This is a genomic window from Streptomyces sp. MNU76, from assembly GCF_020982545.1.
GTDB lineage: Bacteria > Actinomycetota > Actinomycetes > Streptomycetales > Streptomycetaceae > Streptomyces.
Map to the genome: position 1 here is coordinate 315450 of NZ_JAJKLK010000005.1, position 21134 is coordinate 336583.

Here is a 21134-nt window from a genome sequence, read left to right on the forward strand (position 1 = left end):
CCGGCGCACCCCGCCGGCGGCGCAGGCGACCGACGACGAACGGAGCCCCATGGGCGAGCAGCACCACGTGAAGTTCCCGCAAGAGGTCATCGACGAGTACGCGAGTCTCGGCATCGACCTGGTCGCGATGTTCTCCGCCGGACACCTGGGCACCCGGATGGGCGTACAGATCGTGGAGGCCTCGGCGGACCGGGTCGTCGGCACGATGCCGGTGGAGGGCAACACCCAGCCGTACGGGCTGCTGCACGGCGGCGCGTCCGCCGTGCTGGCGGAGACGCTCGGCTCGGTGGGCTCCATGCTGCACGCCGGCAGCTCCAAGATCGCTGTCGGTGTGGACCTGAACTGCACCCACCACCGGGGCGCACGGTCCGGGCTGGTGACCGGTGTCGCCACCCCCCTGCACCAGGGCCGCTCGACGGCGACGTACGAGATCGTGATCAGCGACGAGGCGGGCCGGAGGGTGTGCACGGCCCGGCTGACCTGTCTGTTGCGGGACGCCCCCGCCGCCCCGGACGCAAGGGCCCGGAACGCCGAGTGAGACGTACGGACGAGGGGCGGGCCGGCGCGACCTGTTCGCCTCTGGTCCCCCGGGGCGCCCAGGCTCTAGCGTCGGGGCATGGCAACGGGAGGAGCCCTCTGGCCGGGGGCGGCGCTCGGGCCGGCGCTGCTGATCGGCGTGCTGGTCACCGGGTGCGCGGGGGCGGGACCGACCGGCGGGACGGCGGGCCCCTCGACGAGCGCGCGGGACGGCGGATCGGCGTCACCGTCGGCCACCCCGCCCGAGGACCTGTGCGCGAAGCTCGTCACGCACTGGTCGCTGGAGGTGCTGGACGGCGACACCTATGGGGACTATCAGTCCATGGGACTGTCGAACGGGCAGTACGACATCCTGCGGGAGGTCGTCGACGAGGCCAGGGCCGAGAAGAAGCGCGCCGGTTCCGCCGCCACCCGGCGGCTGATCGAACAGCGGGCCCGCGCGGACTGCCAGGAGTGGTACCGCTCGGGCGGTCCCGGCGAGGGGCCCTGGAGTTGAGCGGGGTCGGCCCCGTGGAGCCGGGCGAGGGCACGCGCGCGTGGGACACAGCGGACGACACGACGACCCCGGACACCGCGTCCCCACCCGAACCGCCGCGCGGGCGGTACGCCCAGGTGTACGCCCGGCACCGCCGGGCCGTGCTCGCGGGCGCGACGGCGGTCGCCGTACTCGTCGGCGGCGGCTACCTCTACGCGACCCGGCCCACAGCGGCACCGACACCGCAGCCGACGCCGCGCGAGACGCCGTACCCCTCCCAGGCCGTCGTGGTCGCCTACCTCGGTCCGGTGGCGCGGTCCGAGGGGACGCCGCGCGGCCGCTTCGGTTTCGAGGTGGAGCTGAGCGTGCGGTACGGCCCCGCGATCACCGTCGACCGGATGACCCAGCCCTACGCGGGACTGTCCCTGCGCACGGACCCGAGGACTCCGTTCCGGATCGGGACGAAAGAGGCGCGAAAGATCGTCGTCACCATGCGCGTCCTCGAATGCGGGAAAGCACCGGAGAACGCCGGACTTCCCTTCCTGGATGTAACTCTACGTAATACGCGCGCAATAGAAGCGCACAGCTTCATCCTGGGTGAGCGCTACGCACAAGACCTCTCCGACACCCTTCGAGCAGCCTGCGGCAACGATTCCACGTCATCACCAAAAAGCTGAACACTCCTGACCCCACCCGCGCCGACCCTGCACTTTCTCACCATGTGGACAGGGCGAATCGGCCTGAATTCCGCGCATCCACCCACTGAGTACCGCTCTGCATTACCTCGTGTCATAACAAGAGAGTCACAGCCTTCGTCAGACTCTCCTCCACGTTCCCCACACACGCTTAGAGTCACGGCCAGTCACCGCGCCAACGGAATCGAAGTCACGTCTTCGGCCCAGCGCTCGACTCGGCCACTTCCAACAGGAAGGGCCGTGCCAGGGAAAGGACTGATCGTGCGTCAACGTTCGCTCATCGCCATCACCGCCGCGCTGGCGGCGGGAGCACTCACTCTCACCGCCTGCGGTTCGCGCGACGAGGGCAACGGCGGCTCGGAAGCCGAAGGTGGCACCACTGTCGTCATCGGCGTCGACGCCCCGCTGACCGGTGACCTCTCCGCGCTGGGTCTCGGCATCAAGAACTCCGCCGACCTCGCCGCCAAGACCGCCAACAAGGACAAGTACGTCGAGGGCATAACCTTCAAGATCGAGGCCCTCGACGACCAGGCGCAGCCCTCCTCGGGCCAGCAGAACGCCACCACGTTCGTCGCCAACAAGGACGTCCTCGGCGTCGTCGGCCCGCTGAACTCCTCCGTCGCCGAATCCATGCAGAAGGTCTTCGACGACGCGGGGCTCGTCGAGATCTCCCCGGCCAACACCGGCCCGGCCCTCTCCCAGGGACCCGACTGGCAGACCAACAAGGTCCGCCCGTACAAGTCGTACTTCCGCACCGCGACCACGGACGCCATCCAGGGCCCGTTCGCCGCACAGTACGTCTACAACGACGCCAAGAAGAAGAAGGTCTTCGTCATCGACGACAAGAAGACCTACGGCGCCGGTCTCGCCGGCACCTTCACCGACGAGTTCAAGAAGCTCGGCGGCAAGGTCGTCGGCACCGAGCACATCGACCCCGAGACCAAGGACTTCGCCGCGGTCGCCACCAAGGTCAAGAACTCCGGCGCCGAGGCCGTCTACTACGGCGGCGAGTACCCCCAGGCCGGCCCGCTGGCCAAGCAGATCAAGGAAGCGGGCGCCAAGGTCACATTCGCCGGCGGCGACGCCATCTACAGCCCCGAGTACGTCAAGCTCGCCGGCTCCAGCAGCGAAGGCGACATCTCCACCTCCGTCGGCGCGCCCATCGAGGAACTCGACTCCGCCAAGGAGTTCATCGCCAATTACGATGCCGCAGGCTACAAGGAGGCCTACGAGGCCTACGGAGGCTACGCCTACGACTCGGTCTGGGCGATCATCGAAGCCGTGAAGAAGGTCACCGAGGACAACGACGGCAAGCTCCCGAGCGACGCCCGCGCGAAGATCGTCGAAGCCACACAGAACGTCTCCTTCGACGGAGTGACCGGCAAGGTCTCCTTCGACGAATACGGCGACACGACCAACAAGCAGCTCACCGTATACAAGGTCGAGGGCGGCGAGTGGAAGCCGGTGAAGTCCGGCACCTACACCGGCTGACCCAGCCCACACCACCCACGAGCCGCGCGGGGCGCCGCACCATCAAGCGCCCCGCGCGGACTCGCATCCGGCCACCATTCGTCGAAACATCCGAAAGCCTCGGAGGACATGCGGTGAACGAACTGCCGCAGCAGCTGGTCAACGGCCTGCTACTGGGATCCATGTACGGGCTGGTCGCCATCGGCTACACGATGGTCTATGGCATCGTCCAGCTCATCAACTTCGCCCACGGCGAGATCTTCATGGTGGGTGGCTTCGGCGCTCTCACCATCTACCTGTACGTACTGCCCGACGGCACATCGATCTGGGCAGCACTTCCGCTGATGCTCGTCGGAGGCATCATCGCCGCCGTCATGGTCGCCGTAGGAGCGGAACGGTTCGCCTACCGCCCCCTGCGAGGCGCCCCACGCCTCGCCCCCCTCATCACCGCCATCGGACTCTCCCTGGCCCTGCAGCAAGCAGTATGGGCCTGGTACCCCGACGCCAAGCAGTCGATCAACTTCCCACAGATCGACGGCGGCCCCTTCGAGATCGGCAATGTCACCATCCAGACCGGTGACATCTTCCTGCTCACCGCCGCCCCCGTCAGCATGGCGATCCTCGCCTACTTCGTCATGAAGACCCGCACCGGACGCGGCATGCAGGCCACCGCCCAGGACCCCGACACCGCCAAGCTCATGGGCATCAACACCGACCGCATCATCGTGGTCGCCTTCGCCCTCGGCGCCGCGTTCGCCGCCGTCGGAGCCGTCGCCTACGGCCTCAAGTACGGCCAGGTCCAATTCCGCATGGGCTTCATCCTCGGCCTCAAAGCCTTCACCGCAGCTGTCCTCGGCGGCATCGGCAACATCTACGGCGCCATGCTCGGCGGCATCGTCCTCGGCGTCGCCGAAGCCCTCTCCACCGCCTACATCGCCGACATCCCCGGCATGGAGCAGTTCGGCAGCCAGTCCTGGGCCAACGTCTGGGCGTTCGTACTCCTCATCCTCGTACTCCTCTTCAGGCCACAAGGCCTGCTCGGCGAGCGCGTGGCGGACAGGGCGTGACATCGATGACCACACAGAACACAGCACCCATGGCCCCGAGCGCCCCCACCGACAGCAACTCCCAAGGCCTCGTGGGCATCCCCGAGCACATAGGCCGCGCCCTCGCCACCGGCGGCGGCGTCCTCGCCGTGATCTCCACCTTCCTCGCCTGGACCTGGACCCCCGCCTTCCCGGGCGACCTCACCTTCTACGGCAACCCCGGCGGCCTCCAGATCCTCGTCCTCATCGGCGGCGCCCTCACCACCCTGTTCGCCATCGCCTCCTACGGCGTCAGGGGCCTGCGCTGGCTCACTCCGGCAAGCGCCGACAGCGCCATCAAACTGGCCGCCCTCGCCGCGTTCGCCACCACCTGGTTCACGATCATCGCGATCACCGTCCAACTCGGCGGCCTGGTCAACCTGGAACCCGGCGCCTGGATCGCCGCCACCGCGACCCTCGCGGCCCTCCTCGGCGCGCTCTCCCTGCCGTTCGAACGGCCCGCGCCCGACCCGGTCGACCCCGACGACACCGGCTGGGACGAGTTCCGCCACAAGACACGGCACACCATCGCCGTGGTCAAGGGCGCCTTCGCCACCAACACCCCGGCCCCGGCCCGGCAACTGCCCTCGTACGCCGAGATCCTGATCATCGTCGCCACCCTCGCCATCGGCCTCATCGTCTTCACCTACGGCATCGGCACCGAATACGACGAACTTTTCGTCGGCTTCCTCATCACCGCCGGCTTCGGCTTCGCCGCCATCGCCAAGGCCGGCCTGATCAGCCGCGTCTCCGCAATCACCACCAAGCACCGCAACATCACCATGCTCGGCGCGTTCGCCGCGGCCGCAGCATTCCCCTTCACCCAGTCCGACGACCGCTACGCGACCATCGGCGTCTACATCCTGATCTTCGCCACCGTCGCCCTCGGCCTCAACATCGTCGTCGGCCTCGCCGGCCTCCTCGACCTCGGCTACGTCGCCTTCCTCGGCGTCGGTGCCTACACCGCCGCCATGGTCTCCGGCTCCCCCTCCTCACCGTTCGACATCCACCTCCCCTTCTGGCTCTCCGCCATCCTGGGAGCAGCCGTCGCCATGGTCTTCGGCGTCCTCATCGGCGCCCCGACCCTCCGACTGCGCGGCGACTACCTCGCCATCGTGACCCTGGGCTTCGGTGAGATCTTCCGCATCGCCGTCCTCAACATGGACGGCACCTCCGGCCCGGACATCACCAACGGCTCCAACGGCATCTCCTCGATCCCCAACCTCAACATCCTGGGCTTCGACTTCGGCCAGGAACACACCTTCCTCGGATTCACCATCGCGCGGTTCGCCAACTACTTCCTGCTGATGCTCCTCATCACGCTGGTCGTCGTCGTGGTCTTCCGACGCAGCAGTGACTCCCGCATCGGCCGCGCCTGGATCGCGATCCGCGAAGACGAGACAGCCGCCCTCGCCATGGGCATCAACGGCTTCCGGGTCAAGCTCATCGCCTTCGCCCTCGGCGCCACCCTCGCCGGCCTCGCCGGCACGGTCCAGGCACACGTCACCTACACCGTGACACCCGAGCAGTACCAGTTCGCCCACGTGGTCCCGCCGAACTCGGCATTCCTCCTCGCAGCCGTCGTCCTCGGCGGCATGGGCACCATCAGCGGCCCCCTCGTCGGCGCCGCACTGCTCTACCTCATCCCGGCCAAGCTCCAGTTCCTCGGCGACTACCAGCTCCTCGCCTTCGGACTCGCGCTCGTCCTGCTCATGCGGTTCCGCCCGGAAGGCCTCATCCCCAACCGGCGCCGCCAGCTCGAGTTCCACGAAGACGCCGAAGCACCCACAGTCCTCAGCAAGGCAGGGGCCTGACCCATGACCACCGACACCACCACCAAGGACACCGCACCCGGCGAGACCGTCCTCGACGCCCGCGGCGTCACCATGCGCTTCGGCGGCCTCACCGCCGTACGCAACGTCAACCTCACCGTCAACAGCGGCGAGATCGTCGGACTCATCGGCCCCAACGGCGCCGGCAAGACGACCTTCTTCAACTGCCTCACCGGCCTCTACATCCCCACCGAGGGAGAAGTCCGGTACAAAGGCCAGGTCCTGCCGCCCAAGTCCTTCAAGGTCACCGCCGCCGGCATCGCCCGCACCTTCCAGAACATCCGTCTCTTCGCCAACATGACGGTCCTGGAAAACGTCCTCGTCGGACGCCACACCCGCACCAAGGAAGGCCTCTGGTCCGCCCTCCTCCGCGGCCCCGGCTTCCACAAGGCCGAAGCCGCCAGCCGCGAACGCGCCATGGAACTCCTCGAGTTCGTCGGCCTGGCCAACAAGGCCGAACACCTCGCCCGCAACCTCCCCTACGGCGAACAGCGCAAGCTCGAAATCGCCCGGGCACTCGCGAGCGAACCCGGCCTGCTCCTCCTCGACGAGCCCACCGCCGGCATGAACCCCCAGGAAACGCGGACCACCGAAGAACTCGTCTTCGCCATCCGCGACAAGGGCATCGCCGTCCTCGTCATCGAGCACGACATGCGGTTCATCTTCAACCTCTGCGACCGCGTCGCCGTCCTCGTCCAAGGCGAAAAACTCGTCGAAGGCGACAGCGCCACCGTCCAGGGCGACGAACGCGTCGTCGCCGCCTACCTCGGCGAACCCTTCGAAGACGCACCCGGCCAGGACGAGGTCGCCGAAGTCGAAGCCGCCGAAGCACACGCCGAGGCCACGACCGACGCAGCGCCCGGCAAGGAGAACGACCGATGACCGCACTCCTCGAAGTCGAAGACCTCCGGGTCGCCTACGGCAAGATCGAAGCCGTCAAGGGCATCTCCTTCAAGGTCAACGCCGGCGAGGTCGTCACCCTCATCGGCACCAACGGCGCCGGCAAGACCACCACCCTGCGCACCCTCTCCGGCCTCCTCAAGCCCGTCGGCGGCCAGATCAAGTTCAACGGCAAGTCACTCAAGAAGATCCCCGCGCACGACATCGTCGCGCTCGGACTCGCCCACTCCCCCGAGGGGCGGCACATCTTCCCGCGCATGACCATCGAGGACAACCTCCGCCTCGGCGCCTTCCTGCGCAACGACAAGCCCGGCATCGAGAAGGACATCCAGCGCGCCTACGACCTCTTCCCCATCCTGGGCGAACGTCGCAAACAGGCCGCCGGAACCCTCTCGGGCGGTGAACAGCAGATGCTGGCCATGGGCCGCGCGCTCATGTCCCAGCCGAAACTGCTCATGCTCGACGAGCCCTCCATGGGCCTCTCCCCGATCATGATGCAGAAGATCATGGCCACCATCGCCGAACTGAAGTCCCAGGGCACCACCATCCTGCTCGTCGAACAGAACGCCCAGGCGGCGCTCTCCCTCGCCGACCAGGGCCACGTCATGGAGATCGGCAAGGTCGTCCTCTCCGGCACCGGATCCGACCTCCTGCACGACGAGTCGGTCCGCAAGGCCTACCTCGGCGAGGACTAACCTCCGGCCCACATACGACGAGGCCCGCACCCCCTTTCAGACAGGGGGTGCGGGCCTCGTCGTATCAGACCTCAGGACAGCCGGATCAACCCTTGGACGCCTTCTTCTCATCGGCGTCCTGGATGACCGCCTCCGCCACCTGCTGCATCGACATCCGACGATCCATCGACGTCTTCTGGATCCACCGGAACGCCGCCGGCTCCGTCAACCCGTACTCCGTCTGCAGAATCGATTTCGCGCGATCCACCAGCTTGCGCGTCTCCAGGCGCAGCGTGAGATCGGCGACCTCCTTCTCCAGCTCCTTCAGCTCCGTGAACCGCGACACCGCCATCTCGATGGCCGGCACCACGTCACTCTTGCTGAACGGCTTCACCAGATACGCCATCGCACCCGCGTCCCGGGCACGCTCGACGAGATCGCGCTGCGAGAACGCGGTCAGCATCAGCACGGGCGCGATGCGCTCCTCCGCGATCTTCTCCGCCGCGGAGATCCCGTCCATCTTCGGCATCTTCACGTCCAGGATCACCAGATCCGGCCGGTGCTCACGGGCCAGCTCGATGGCCTGCTCTCCGTCACCGGCCTCGCCCACGACGGAGTAGCCCTCCTCTTCGAGCATCTCCTTGAGATCGAGACGGATCAGCGCCTCGTCCTCGGCGATGACGACACGGGTCGTCAGCGGAGGCACGTGCGACTTGTCATCGTCGTCGGCGACGGGCTGGGGCGACTCGGGGGCGGTCACGGGGGCTCCTAGCTGCAGGGCAGGGGTGCTGCTGACACGAGGGTACCTAGCTGCAGGTCACTCCGGTGAACCGGTACACTTCCCGCAGCTACACAGCTTGCCCGGTTGGAGGAACTGGTCAGACTCGCGGTGCTCAAACCACCGTGCCTTAGGGCATGTGGGTTCGAATCCCACACCGGGCACTCAGAAGCGGATGTTCACGTTCTCGTGAACATCCGCTTTTTGCTGCGCATCGCTTCGATCACTCACTCAGAGTAGCCGCATGAACTTTCACGGTACTGAGGTTCGACAGCAGGTGCTCACACTCCTGCGCGACGGGGCCCGCAACGCTGACGTCGCCCGCAAGTTCAACATCCCGGTCGGCACCATCGGCTACTGGAAACATGCCGACCGAGCCACACGCGGTGAGTGCCCAGGACACCAGCCACCGCCATGTCCTCGGTGCGACGGCGACCTCAACGCTCCGGCCTACTCCTATCTTCTCGGCCTCTACCTCGGCGATGGTCACATCATCCAGAACCGCGCCATGCGGTCACCCAGCCTGTCAATCACCTGCGCCGAGTCACACCCAGGTCTCATGGACGAGTGCGAAAGCGCAATGCGGTCGGTGTTCCCCATCAACTCGGTCTGCAGGGTCCGCCGCAAAGGCTGCCGAGAGCTCAAGCTCTACTCCATGCATCTGTGGTGCCTCTTCCCTCAGCACGGCCCCGGCAGAAAGCATGAGCGCCCGATCACCCTCGAGCCCTGGCAACAGGAAATCGTCGACGCCCACCCCTGGGAGTTCATCCGTGGCCTCGTCCACTCCGACGGGTGCCGGATCACCAACTGGACGACCCGCCTCGTCGCTGGCGTGACCAAGCGCTATGAGTACCCGCGCTACTTCTTCACCAACAAATCCGACGACATCCGGAAGCATTTCACCGATACCCTCGACAAAGTGGGCGTCGAGTGGACAACACTCGCCCGCGGCAGCGACCCCTTCAACATCTCCGTCGCCCGCAAAGCCTCCGTCGCCCTCATGGACGCCCACGTCGGCCCCAAGTACTGACGGCTACCGCGGGTCGCCGTCCTTGGCGATGCGGTGGACGTGGACCATGTTCGTCGAGCCCGCCACCCCCGGCGGTGAGCCCGCCGTGATCACCACCACGTCGCCCTTCTCGCAGCGGCCGTACTGCGACAGCAGCTCGTCCACCTGGGCGACCATCGCGTCCGTGGAGTCGGCGCGCGGGCCCAGGAACGTCTCCACGCCCCACGTGAGGCTCAGCTGGGAGCGGGTGGCCGGGTCAGGGGTGAAGGCGAGGAGGGATCGGGGAGCGGTAGCGGGAGAGGCGGCGGGCCGTGTCGCCGGACTGGCTGAAGGCGACCAGGTACTTCGCGTCGAGGAAGTCGCCGATCTCCGCCGCCGCGCGGGCCACGGCGCCGCCCTGGGTGCGGGGTTTGTTGTGCTCGGTGAGGGGTGGGAGGCCTGCCGCCAGCATGTCCGATTCCGCGGCCGCCGCGATGCGGCTCATCGTGCGGACCGCGTCCGTCGCGTGCTTGCCAACGCTCGTCTCGCCGGACAGCATCACCGCGTCCGCGCCGTCGAGGACCGCGTTGGCGACGTCGCTGACCTCGGCGCGGGTCGGCCGGGAGTTGTGGATCATCGAGTCGAGCATCTGGGTGGCGACGATGACCGGTTTGGCGTTGCGCTTGGCGAGTTTGATCACGCGTTTCTGGACCAACGGGACCTGTTCCAGGGGCATCTCGACGCCCAGATCCCCTCGCGCGACCATGATGCCGTCGAACGCCGCCACGATCTCCTCGATGGCGTCGACCGCCTGGGGTTTCTCGATCTTGGCGATGACGGGGAGTCGGCGGCCTTCCTCGTCCATGATCTGGTGGACGCGTTCGATGTCGCGGCCGGTGCGGACGAAGGACAGGGCGATGACGTCGAAGCCGGTGCGCAGCGCCCAGCGGAGGTCGTGCTCGTCCTTGTCGGAGAGGGCGGGGACGGAGACCGCGACGCCCGGGAGGTTCAGGCCCTTGTGGTCGGAGACCATGCCGCCTTCGACGACGCGGGTGTGGACGCGGGGGCCGTCGACGGCCGTGACCTCCAGGGTGACCTTGCCGTCGTCGACGAGGATGTGTGCGCCGGGGGTGACGTCGGTGGCGAGGCCGGTGTAGGTGGTGGCGCAGCCGTCGCTGTCGCCGACGGCGGCCTCCTCGACGCTGATGGTGAAGGTGTCGTCGCGTTCGAGGAGTACGGGGCCTTCGGTGAAGCGGCCGAGGCGGATCTTCGGGCCTTGGAGGTCGGCGAGGGTGCCGACGCTGCGGCCGGTCTCGTCGGCGGCCTTGCGGACGTGCCGGTACCTCTCGTCGTGTTCGGCGTGGCTGCCGTGGCTGAGGTTGAAGCGGGCGATGTCCATGCCGGCCTCGACCAGTGCGTTGATCTGGTCGTACGAGTCGGTGGCGGGCCCGAGGGTGCAGACGATCTTTGCTCGGCGCATGGTTCGAGCCTATGGCTTACCCGCTGGTAGTGATTTGGCGGAGCGTGACTACTCAACGGCGTTCGGGTGAAAGGTATTTGACAAGTAGTCACAAGCCGAGGGGCCGGTCCGTCACAGGCGTGGCGGGTGCATGGTGAAGCGGGCGTTGACCTGTGCGTGGACGCGTTGGCGTTGGGGTTCGAGGTCGAGGGGTGGGGCGTCGGTGTCGTCGGCGCCCTTGGCTCGGGCGGAGCGCATGAGGCCGCCGGGGCTGCGGGGCGGAGGGGTTGGGGGCTTCGGCGCCGATGTCGGCGAGTTCGACGAGGGCGGCGAGGGTGGTGCCGAGGGCTTCGGCGTACTCCCGGGCGCGCTGCACCGCCTCCTTCACCGCTTTCTGTCGGGCCTGCCTGTGGGCGGGTGAGTCGGGGCGGAGGGACCACCAGGGGCCGTCGACTCGGGTGAGGTCCAGGTCGGCGAGGCGGGTGGTGAGTTCGCCGAGGGCGGTGAAGTCGGTGAGGTCGGCGGCGATGTGGACGCGGCCGTGGTAGGCCTGGATGCGTTCACCTCTGCCTTTGAGTTCGGGGGTGATGGAGAAGGCGCCGGTCTCCAGGCGGTCGACGGCTTCGCCGTAGGTCTTGACGAGGTCGAGGACGGTGGTGTTGCGGCGGGTGAGGTCGTCGAGGGCGGCGCGGCGGTCCTTGCCGCGGGCGAGGACGGTGACTCCGATGCGGGCTATCTCGGGGTCGACTTCGAGGTGGGCTTCGCCGCGTACGGCGATGCGGGGCGTCGGGGTGCCGTAGGGGACGGCGGTGGGCTGGGGTTCCTCGCTGCTGGTGGTCATACGCCCCACTCTGTCATTGGTGGGCTGGTGGTGGGGTGGGCCGGTCATCAGATCGAAACCTGTGGGGTCTGTTGCGGTGGGGGTGGGTCGGGTCAGAATCTACGCGCGTTGTGGAGTTGACTGTCGACTCTGTCTACGCGCGTTGAGATCGTCCGTTTCTCCGAGGAGTGCCCCGAGATGCCCTTGAACCGCCGGAAGTTTCTGAAGAAGTCGGCCGTAACCGGGGCGGGCGTGGCCGTCGCCGGTACGGCGCTCGCTCCGAGTGCGCAGGCGGCCGAGGTGACGGCGGCCGGGGGGCGGAAGGCGCCGAAGCGGTACAGCTTCACCGTGATGGGGACGACGGACCTGCACGGGAACGTCTTCAACTGGGACTACTTCACGGACAAGGAGTTCGACGACAAGGCGCACAACGACGTCGGTCTGGCGAAGATCTCGACGCTGGTGAACCGGATCCGTGAGGAGAAGGGGCGCCGGAACACGCTGCTCATCGACGCCGGTGACACCATTCAGGGCACGCAGTTGTCGTACTACTACGCGAAGGTGGACCCGATCACCGCGAAGGGTGGTCCGGTGCACCCGATGGCGCAGGCGATGAACGCGATGGACTACGACGCGGCGGCGCTGGGCAACCACGAGTTCAACTACGGCATCCCGGTGCTGCGGAAGTTCCAGGAGCAGTGTCGTTTCCCGTTGCTGGGGGCGAACGCGCTGGACGCGAAGACGCTGCGTCCGGCTTTTCCGCCGTACAGCATGCACCGGTTGCGTACGCCGTTCGGGCGTGATGTGAAGGTGGCGGTGCTCGGGCTGACCAATCCCGGTATCGCGATCTGGGACAAGGCGAACGTGCAGGGGAAGATGACGTTCCCGGGGCTGGAGGAGCAGGCGGCGAAGTGGGTGCCGAAACTGCGGTCGATGGGGGCGGATGTCGTCATCGTGTCGGCGCACAGCGGTTCGTCGGGGACGTCGTCGTACGGTGATCAGCTGCCGTACATCGAGAACGCGGCCGGGCTGGTGGCGGAGCAGGTGCCGGGGATCGACGCGATTCTCGTGGGGCATGCGCACACGGAGATCCCGGAGTACTTCGTCACCAACAAGGAGACGGGCAAGCGGGTCGTGCTGTCGGAGCCGCTGAAGTGGGGGCAGCGGCTGACGCTGTTCGACTTCGAGCTGGTGTGGAGCAAGGGCTGCTGGAAGGTCGAGAAGGTCGCGGCGCAGGTGCTGAACTCCAACACGGTGGAGGAGGACCCGGCGATCGTGAGGATGCTGGGTGACGAGCACGAGAAGGTCGTGGCGTACGTCAATCAGGTCATCGGTACGAACGCGGCCGAGATGACGTCGGTGGAGGCGCCGTACAAGGATGTGCCGATCATCGATCTGATCAACCACATTCAGGCGGACACGGTGAGGCAGGCGCTCGCGTCGTCGGAGTACGGGTCGCTGCCGGTGTTGTCGCAGGCGGCCGCGTTCTCGCGGAGCGCGGTGATTCCGGCGGGGAACGTGACGATCCGGGATGTGGCGGGTCTGTATGTCTTCGAGAACACGCTGGAGGCGCGTCTGATGACGGGTGCGCAGATGAAGGCGTATCTGGAGTTCTCGGCGAACTACTTCGTGCAGACGGCGGCGGACGCGGTGGTCGATCCGGCGAAGCTGACGAACGCGAACGGGACGCCGGACTACAACTACGACGCGGTGAGCGGGCTGTCGTACGAGATCGACATCGCGAAGCCGGCGGGGTCGCGGATCACGAACGTGCGGTTCGAGGGTGCTCCGCTGGCGGACGATCAGAAGTTCGTGTTCGCGGTGAACAACTACCGGGCCAATGGTGGTGGCAACTTCCCGCATGTGGCCGCGTCGCCGTTGCTGTGGTCTAACTCGGACGAGATCCGTAACACGATGATCGCGTGGGTGAAGGCGAAGGGGTCGATCGACCCGGCGCAGTTCGCTTCGGTGGACTGGAGGCTGACGCGGAACGGTACGCCGGTCTTCTAGGGGGTGTTTCGAAAGTCCTGTGCGGTGCCCGCGGTGTCCGGTGCGTGCTCTCGGCGTGCCGGACGAAAGCCCTCGTACTGGACGTACTTGGGGTTTCGGCCGGTGCGGCGAGAGTGCGTGCCGGGCGCCGTGGGTGCTGTGCGGGACTTTCGAAACACCCCCTAGAGCTTGTTCTTTATCTACCAAGATCTTCCGGGCTTGCCGATGGCCTTGAGGGTCTCGGGGCGTTTGACGGTCTTGCCGACGTCGTAGCGGGGTGCCCGGTGTCTGTTCTTGGCGCCGGGTGGGCGTCCGGGGCCGGCGCCTTGGGGTTTGGGAACGCGGGCCGGGCAGGCGAGGTGAGCGCGGATGTTCCTGAACCCCCGGCGGACCCGGGCCGGGCTGAGCCGGTCCGGGGTGGTGGGTTTCTCCCAGGGCCGGCGGAGGTCCGTAGCGAGCGGTCGGGCGAGCCGGAGCTGGGTGTGAGCGACGATCAGGATCCAGGTCCAGCGGTCCGCCGCCTCGGGAGTACGGAGCTTCGGGGTGGTCCAGCCGAGGGTCTGTTTTGCGAAGCGGAAGGTGTGCTCCAGATCGAATCGACGGAGAAATGCCTGCCAGAAACGGTCCACATCGTCCGGGGTGGCGCCGGTCTTCGAGGACCATAACCACACCGGCGGCGCGTCTCGTTCCTTTGACAGGTGCTCGACCTTCAGTCGAATCAACGTGCCCTCAACCAGGGGTAGTTCACCGTCGTGGTCGAGCCAGGACGAGCGGTGGGTGAGCCTTGGGTGGACTCGGTCCCATGCCTGAGTCTCGGCCTTGCCGTAGTTGCTGGTGTCGGTGACGGTGGTGATCGCGGGCTCGGGCCAGGTCTCCGGCCTGGTGAAGCGGAACTCCGGGCCGTGCTTGGGCGGCAACCATTCGTCCCCGGCCGGCGGGACGGCTTCGGCAACCGCATGACGCGGTCGGACCGGACCCTGCCGACCAGCTCGACGGGCAGGTCACGCAGGACCCACGCCAGGCGGGTGACGTCATAGCCGGCGTCGCTGACGATCACGATATGCGGGTCCCCGGTCTGCCACTGGCCAGCGGTGACGAGCCGCTCCACGACGCCCCGCAGCTGGGCGGCGGTGATGGCGGTCGCGTCGTCCGCCGGGCCGAGCCGGACCGCGTCCAGGATCGCGGTCCAGGACGTGGCGCCCGGCTCCAGCACGGCCACGAAGGAATAGGGCCAGCCCGGAATGAACTGTGACGCCGTCTTCGCGCGGCCGTATACGTGGCAGAACAGCCGCTCGGCCGAGCACGGCGCGTCCGAGCGAAGCCACGGCGACACGTCGACCGCCAGGACCAGGCGCCCGCCGTCGAAACGCGGCAGCGACAGCCCGGCCAGCACGGTCCGCAGCCGGCCGACATCGATCCGTCCGTGGTTCAGTCCGCCGTACATCGCGCCGTGCCCACGACGATGCTCGGGCAGCAGCGTCAGATCCACCGGGGACTTCACCGCCCCCTCCGCACACAGCACCGCGTCGGTGAGTTCGAACAACTCGTCGCGCCGAGCCGTCAGACACTCGTAGAACTCGCCCCGGAAGCGTGACGCTTCCGCGAACGCTTCACTCCGGACAGCATCACGCAGCAGACTCACCCTCACGGCCTTCGTCGTGGTCACGTGCACCTTGGTCGGAGCACAGGATCAGACGAAGGCCGCCCCCACGTCCGGCGAATCCCCAGGTGAGCGACCCAGTTCGAGACACCGTTCGAGACCGAAAGAAAAAGAACAAGCTAGAGGTCCTGGGGACCCGGGAGGGACGGGTCGACGGCGTCGGCGACGGCTTTCGGGCCGGCGCCGGCGCCGTACCTTTCGATTACCTGACGTCGACGAGGGGTGTGAGGGGATCGTGGGGGGGCCGCGTGCGGGCGGGATCTGCGGCCGGGGTCGAGGCCGAAGGTGGTGAAGGCGGTGCGGCCGGGGAGGGGGTAGGGCTCCTTGCCGGTGAGGGTGTTGAGGATGGTGGCGCTGCGCCAGGCGGCGAGGCCGAGGTCGGGGGCGCCGACGCCGTGGGTGTGCAGTTCGGCGTTCTGGACGTAGACGTGGCAGCCGGAGGCGGTGACGGACGGGTCGAGGATCATCCGGAATCTCTCGTCGACGCGGGGCCGCTCGCGGCTGTCGCGTCGCATGTACGGGTCGAGGCCGGCGAGGACGCGGTTCAGGGGGCGTTGGCGGTAGCCGGTGGCGAGGACGACGGCGTCGGTGGTGAGGCGGGAGCGGGTGCCCTGTTCGCTGTGTTCGAGGTGGAGTTCGACGCGGGTGGTGGCGAGCCGGCCCGCGGTGCGGACGTGCACGCCGGGGGTGAGGACGGCGTCGGGCCAGCCGCCGTCGAGGGTGCGGCGGTAGAGCTCGTCGTGGATGGCGGCGATGGTGTCGGCGCCGATGCCCTTGTGGAGCTGCCACTGGGCGGCGACGAGCCGGTCTCGGGTGGGTTCGGCGAGGGCGTGGAAGTAGCGGGTGTAGTCCGGGGTGAAGTGTTCGAGGCCCAGCTTGGAGTACTCCATGGGTGCGAACGCCTCGGTCCGGCCGAGCCAGTGCAGGCCCTCCCGGCCGGCGGGCCGGTGCCGGAGGAGGTCGAGGAAGACCTCGGCGCCGGACTGTCCCGCGCCGATGACGGTGACGTGTCCGGCGGTCAGCAGGCGGTCGCGTTCGCCGAGGTAGTCCGCGGCGTGGACGACGGGCACGCCGGGCGCCTCGACGAGCGGCTTGAGGGGTTCGGGGACGTACGGTTCGGTGCCGACGCCGAGGACGATGTTCCGGGCGTGGGTGCGGCCGATCGTCTCGACCTCTCCGGCGGCGTCGAGTCTGCTGAAGTCGACCTCGAACAGGTCCCGTTCGGGGTTCCAGCGCACGCAGTCGACCTGGTGGCCGAACCGCAGTCCGGGCAGGTTCTCGGCGACCCAGCGGCAGTAGGCGTCGTACTCGGCGCGTTGGATGTGGAACCGCTCGGCGAAGTAGAACGGGAAGAGGCGGTCGCGGGTCCTGAGGTAGTTCAGGAACGACCAGGGGTTGACGGGGTCGGCGAGGGTGACCAGGTCGGCCAGGAACGGCACTTGGACCGTGGCGCCGTCGATGAGCAGGCCCGGGTGCCAGTCGAAGGCGGGGCGCTGTTCGTAGAAGACGGCGTCGAGTTCGGTGAGGGGGTGGGCGAGGGCGGCGAGGGAGAGGTTGGCCGGTCCGATGCCGACGCCGACGAGGTCGCGGGGCTTCGAGGTCGGGCCGGTCGGGGGCGGGGGTCGTGCTCATGTGGGGTGTGTCCTTCGGCGAGGCGTGCGAGGTCTACGAGTTTCAGCAGGGCGGTGAGGTCGTCCGGCCGGGCGTGGGGGTTGAGCAGGGTGGTCTTGAGCCACAGCCGGTCGTCGAGTGAGGCGCGGCCCAGGACGGCCCGGCCCTCGTGGAGGAGCCGGCGGCGGATGCCGGCGACGGTGGTGTCGGGGGCTCCGGCGGGTCGGAAGAGGACTGTGCTGAGGGTGGGCCGGTCGTAGAGCTCGAAGGCGGGGTGTGCCTCGACGGTGGCGGCGAACTCATGGGCGAGGGCGCAGACTTGGTCGACGAGCGTGCCGAGTCCGGTGCGTCCCAGGGTTTTCAGGGTGACGGCGGTCTTGAGGATGTCGGGCCGTCGGGTGGTGCGCAGGGACCGGCCGAGGAGGTCGGGCAGGCCGGCGTCGGTGTCGTCGTCGGCGTTGAGGTAGTCGGCGCGTTGGTCGAGGGCGGCGAGGTCGGTCGTGTCGCGTACGGCGAGGAGTCCGGCGGCGACCGGTTGCCAGCCGAGTTTGTGCAGGTCGAGGGTGATGGTGTGGGCGCGGGTGAGGCCGTCGAGGCGGGGGCGGTGCCGGTCGCTGAAGAGGAGGCCGCCGCCGTAGGCCGCGTCGATGTGGAGCCGGGCTCCGTGGCCGTGGCAGAGGTCGGCGAGGGCGGGCAGGGGGTCGATGAGTCCGGCGTCGGTGGTGCCGGTGGCGGCGACGAGGAGGGGGCCCTGGAGGTGGGTGAGGGCGTCGTCCAGGGCGGCGGGGTCGAGGGTGCCATGGGGTGGGGATGACGACGGGTTCGGGCAGGCCGAGCAGCCAGGCGGCGCGGGCGAGGGAGTGGTGGGCGTTGGCCCCGCAGACGAGCCGTACGCCGGGGTGTGTCTCGCGGGCCAGGAGCAGGGCGAGTTGGTTGGACTCGGTGCCGCCGGTGGTGACCAGCGCGTCGGCGGCGCCGGTCTCCTTGGCCAGGGCCTGTGTCACGAGTGCTTCGAGGGCGGAGGCGGCCGGGGCCTGGTCCCAGGAGTCGAGGGACGGGTTCAGCACGGACGCGGCGAGGTCGGCCGCGGCGGCGACGGCCAGGGGCGGGGTGTGCAGATGGGCCGCGCAGAGGGGGTCGGCCGGGTCTGCGGTGCCGGCGGCGACGGCCCGGACCAGGCGGTGCAGGGCGTCCGGGTCGCCGTCGGCGGGCAGCGGCTCGCCGAGCGCGTCCCGCACCGCCGCCGCGACCGTCTCCGGGCCGCCGGCGGGGAGGGGTCCGCCCCGGGCCTCGGCCCCTTCTCGCAACGCGTCGAGCACGGTGTCGAGCAGCTGCCGGAGCGCGTCGGGACCGTGGGGTCCCGACGCGAGAGGCGCAGCGGTCATGGATTCCTCCGAGCACGGGGAATCCCATTTTGTACGCCAATCGGGTGCCGGGCCCGAAAAGGCCGTCAATTACAGCCGAAAGAGGGTATGGGAGAACCCCCTCAACGACAGCGTGCCCCATAGGGGCGCGGGGAACTGCGCGATCAGCCACACACGGTCGCAAGCCCGCCGAACACCCGAACCCCTACGTCGAGAACCGATCTATCCCTGCCGTACGCGCAACGCCCTCGCCAAGTCGTCCAGTTGGTCCACCAGCTTCCGCCTCAACGCCGGAATCACCTCACCGCCCTCGAGAAACCGCTCCCCCAGCCCGAGCGTCTCGGCGTCCACCGCGTACACCGGGAACGCCCACCGCCCCGCGGCCTCCGCGATCGCCGGTCCCCGCCGAGCGGCCAGCGAACCCGCGTCGGCCCAGTAGCGTTCGACGTACTCCGTGAGGAGGTCGGCCTGTTCGGGCTGCCAGAAGCCTTGGGCGGTGGCGGTGAACAGGTAGTTGGAGAGGTCGTCGGCGGTGAACATCGCCTCCCAGGCGGCCCGTTTGGCCTCGGGGTCGGGCAGCGCGGCGCGGCAGCGGGCGGCGCCCTCGCGGCCGCTGGCGCTGGGGTCGCGCTCCAGTTCCGCGTCGATGGTGGCGGTGTCGACGGCGCCGAGGACGGCGAGCCGGCCGAGGACGCGCCAGCGCAGTTCGGGGTCGAGCTCGGGTCCGCCGGGGACGGTGCCGTCGGCGAGCCAGGCGGCGATGGTCTCGGGGTGGGCGGCGACGTCGATGAAGTGGCGTACGGCGGTGAGGCGCAGGCCGGGGTTGTCGCCGTCCTCGGTGCGGCGGATGAGGTCGCGGCAGAGCGAGCCGAGGGTGGCGAGGCCGGCGGGGCGCTGTTCGGGGGTGAGGAAGCGGTCGGCGACCTGGGTGCGGCGAAGGCGAGGACGCCTTGGACGATGGCGAGGTCGGTCTCGCGGGGGAGGTGGGTGCGGGCGGCCTCCAGGTAGGCGGTGGGCGGGAGTTCGGCGTCGCGTACGGCGTCGCGCAGGGCGTTCCAGACGACGGCGCGGGTGAGCGGGTCGGGCAGGCCGCAGAGGTGGCCGGTGACGGCGGTGAAGGAGTCGGGGTCGAAGCGGACCTTGGCGTAGGTGAGGTCGCCGTCGTTGAGGAGGAGGAGTGCGGGCCGCTTGCCGATGGGCTGGTCGGCGGTCTGGGGGAGGTCGAGTTCGAGGCGGTCGCGGAGGGTGAGGTGGCCCTGGTCGTCGCCGTGGTCCTGGTCGTAGAGGCCGACGGCGATGCGGTGGGGGCGGCTGCCGGTGCGGTCGACGGTGAGGGTGTAGGTGCCGTCGGCGGCGCGGGTGACCTTGGGGGTGAGGGTGTCGACGCCGGTGGTGCGGAGCCAGGCGTCGGCCCAGGCGTGGACGTCGCGTTCGGTGGCGCCGGCGAGGTTGTCGATGAAGTCGGCGAGGGTGGCGTTGCCGAAGCGGTGGCGGGTGAAGTGGGCGTTGATGCCGGCGAGGAAGTCCTTCTCGCCGAGCCAGGCGACGAGTTGGCGCAGGGCGGAGGCGCCCTTGGCGTAGGGGATGCCGTCGAAGTTGAGGAGGGCGGCGGCGGTGTCGTCGACGTTCTCGGGGGCGACGGGGTGGGTGGAGGGCGCTGGTCGGCGTCGTAGCCCCAGGCTTTGCGGGCGACGCCGAAGTCGACCCAGGTGTCGGTGAAGCGGGAGGCTTCGGTGAGGGTCTGGTAGCCCATGTACTCGGCGAAGGACTCGTTGAGCCAGATGTCGTCCCACCACTTGAGGGTGACGAGGTCGCCGAACCACATGTGGGCCATCTCGTGGGCGATGACCATGGCGCGGGTCTGGCGTTCGGTGTCGGTGACGGCGGAACGGTAGACGAACTCGTCGCGGAAGGTGACGAGGCCGGGGTTCTCCATGGCGCCGGCGTTGAACTCGGGGACGAACGCCTGGTCGTAGGAGTCGAAGGGGTACGGCTCCTCGAACTTCTCGTGGTAGCGGTCGAAGAGGGCGCGGGTGATGTCGAGGAGTTCTTCGGCGTCGGTGTCGAGGTGGGGGGCGAGGGAGCGGCGGCAGTGGATGCCGAAGGGCAGGCCGCGGTGTTCGGTGCGGACGGAGTGCCAGGGGCCGGCGGCGACGGCGACGAGGTAGGTGGAGATCAGCGGGGTGGTGGCGGCCCGCCAGGTGCCGTCGTCGTGTCGTTCGGTGATGCCGTTGGCGAGGACGGTCCAGCCTTCGGGGGCGGTGACGGTGAGGTCGAAGGCGGCCTTGAGGTCGGGTTGGTCGAAGGCGGCGAAGACGCGCTGGACGTCGTCCATGAAGAGCTGGGTGTAGACGTAGGTCTCGCCGTCGGTGGGGTCGGTGAAGCGGTGCATGCCCTCGCCGGTGCGGGAGTAGCGCATGGCGGCGTCGACGCGCAGTTCGTGGTCGCCCGGGGTGAGGCCCTTGAGGGGGAGGCGGTTGCCGTCGAGGATCGCCGCGTCGAGGGGTTCGCCGTCGAGGGTGACGGAGCGCAGGTCTGCGGGCTTGAGCTCGACGAAGATGTCCGCGGCCTTCTTCTTTCCCCGCACGGTGAAGTGGATGGCGGTACGGGAGTCGAAGGTCTCGTCGCCGCGCGTGAGGTCGAGTGCGATCTCGTAGCGGTGGACGTCGAGGAGCCGAGCACGGGCATGCGCTTCGTCGCGCGTCAGTACGGACATGAGGGACATGCTGCCTGATGCCCTTGTCGCAGGACAGGGGCGGGCCTGGTACGCGACCTATGTCCGGTCGTACGCGCCGTG

The 21134-nt window shown here is 68.6% G+C and carries 12 protein-coding genes, 1 tRNA gene and 5 pseudogenes; 11 read left to right on the forward strand and 7 right to left on the reverse strand.

Going from position 1 to position 21134, the window contains the following annotated elements; all coding sequences use genetic code 11:
• Positions 1 to 49 precede the first annotated feature (49 nt).
• The 8 genes from E4N62_RS14775 to E4N62_RS14810 all read left to right on the forward strand — a co-directional run bounded on the left by E4N62_RS14775 (position 50) and on the right by E4N62_RS14810 (position 7689).
• Complete coding sequence (locus E4N62_RS14775; RefSeq protein WP_215454578.1) at positions 50 to 538, forward strand: hotdog fold thioesterase; 489 nt, start codon at positions 50 to 52, stop codon at positions 536 to 538.
• 78 nt (positions 539 to 616) lie between these two features.
• The gene (locus E4N62_RS14780) at positions 617 to 1033 is read left to right on the forward strand and encodes a hypothetical protein (protein ID WP_230214730.1); all 417 of its coding nucleotides are present in this window, start codon (positions 617 to 619) and stop codon (positions 1031 to 1033) included.
• Positions 1030 to 1689, forward strand: a complete 660-nt coding sequence (locus tag E4N62_RS14785) for a Tat pathway signal sequence domain protein (RefSeq protein WP_230214731.1) — start codon at positions 1030 to 1032, stop codon at positions 1687 to 1689. The genes E4N62_RS14780 and E4N62_RS14785 overlap by 4 nt, the downstream gene beginning before the upstream one ends.
• 279 nt (positions 1690 to 1968) lie before the next feature.
• Positions 1969 to 3198 carry a branched-chain amino acid ABC transporter substrate-binding protein gene (locus E4N62_RS14790; RefSeq protein ID WP_230214733.1) on the forward strand — a complete coding sequence of 410 codons (1230 nt, stop codon included), beginning with the start codon at positions 1969 to 1971 and terminating at the stop codon, positions 3196 to 3198.
• 113 nt (positions 3199 to 3311) lie between these two features.
• Entirely contained in the window at positions 3312 to 4244 is a 933-nt protein-coding gene (locus E4N62_RS14795) for a branched-chain amino acid ABC transporter permease (RefSeq protein ID WP_230214734.1), read from the forward strand.
• A gap of 5 nt (positions 4245 to 4249) precedes the next feature.
• Positions 4250 to 6076, forward strand: a complete 1827-nt coding sequence (locus E4N62_RS14800; protein ID WP_230214736.1) for a branched-chain amino acid ABC transporter permease — start codon at positions 4250 to 4252, stop codon at positions 6074 to 6076.
• Between the two features lie 3 nt (positions 6077 to 6079).
• On the forward strand, positions 6080 to 6976 hold the full coding sequence (locus tag E4N62_RS14805; RefSeq protein WP_230214737.1) for an ABC transporter ATP-binding protein: 897 nt from the start codon (positions 6080 to 6082) through the stop codon (positions 6974 to 6976).
• Positions 6973 to 7689, forward strand: a complete 717-nt coding sequence (locus tag E4N62_RS14810) for an ABC transporter ATP-binding protein (protein ID WP_230214740.1) — start codon at positions 6973 to 6975, stop codon at positions 7687 to 7689. Before E4N62_RS14805 ends, E4N62_RS14810 begins: the two co-directional genes overlap by 4 nt.
• An 85-nt stretch (positions 7690 to 7774) precedes the next feature.
• Here the strand turns inward: E4N62_RS14810 and E4N62_RS14815 are convergent, their stop codons facing one another.
• Positions 7775 to 8428 (reverse strand): ANTAR domain-containing response regulator, encoded by a 654-nt coding sequence (locus E4N62_RS14815; protein ID WP_184895350.1) that lies wholly within the window; start codon positions 8426 to 8428, stop codon positions 7775 to 7777.
• Positions 8429 to 8527: 99 nt separating this feature from the next.
• On the opposite strand from E4N62_RS14815, the gene E4N62_RS14820 reads away from it, so the two are divergent.
• Both E4N62_RS14820 and E4N62_RS14825 read left to right on the forward strand, forming a co-directional pair.
• Positions 8528 to 8610 (forward strand) — tRNA-Leu (locus tag E4N62_RS14820).
• A gap of 80 nt (positions 8611 to 8690) precedes the next feature.
• Positions 8691 to 9476, forward strand: a complete 786-nt coding sequence (locus tag E4N62_RS14825; protein WP_230214744.1) for a helix-turn-helix domain-containing protein — start codon at positions 8691 to 8693, stop codon at positions 9474 to 9476.
• A 3-nt stretch (positions 9477 to 9479) separates the two neighbouring features.
• Here E4N62_RS14825 and pyk read toward each other — a convergent pair.
• Both pyk and E4N62_RS14835 read right to left on the reverse strand, forming a co-directional pair.
• Positions 9480 to 10914 (reverse strand): annotated as a pseudogene (gene pyk / locus E4N62_RS14830) (pyruvate kinase).
• Between the two features lie 111 nt (positions 10915 to 11025).
• Positions 11026 to 11734 (reverse strand): annotated as a pseudogene (locus tag E4N62_RS14835) (SIMPL domain-containing protein).
• A gap of 177 nt (positions 11735 to 11911) precedes the next feature.
• Here E4N62_RS14835 and E4N62_RS14840 point away from each other — a divergent pair.
• A complete protein-coding gene (locus tag E4N62_RS14840) occupies positions 11912 to 13723 on the forward strand; it encodes a 5'-nucleotidase C-terminal domain-containing protein (RefSeq protein ID WP_230214747.1) in 1812 nt (603 codons plus the stop codon).
• A 179-nt stretch (positions 13724 to 13902) separates the two neighbouring features.
• Here the strand turns inward: E4N62_RS14840 and E4N62_RS14845 are convergent.
• From E4N62_RS14845 to pepN, 4 genes and pseudogenes are all read right to left on the reverse strand, one after another.
• A pseudogene (locus tag E4N62_RS14845) lies at positions 13903 to 15344 on the reverse strand (NF041680 family putative transposase).
• Positions 15345 to 15481: 137 nt separating this feature from the next.
• Positions 15482 to 16930, reverse strand: a complete 1449-nt coding sequence (locus E4N62_RS14850) for a lysine N(6)-hydroxylase/L-ornithine N(5)-oxygenase family protein (RefSeq protein ID WP_230214879.1) — start codon at positions 16928 to 16930, stop codon at positions 15482 to 15484.
• A gap of 65 nt (positions 16931 to 16995) precedes the next feature.
• A pseudogene (locus E4N62_RS14855) lies at positions 16996 to 18358 on the reverse strand (aspartate aminotransferase family protein); the annotation flags it as partial.
• Between the two features lie 201 nt (positions 18359 to 18559).
• A pseudogene (gene pepN, locus E4N62_RS14860) lies at positions 18560 to 21062 on the reverse strand (aminopeptidase N).
• Positions 21063 to 21134 lie beyond the last annotated feature (72 nt).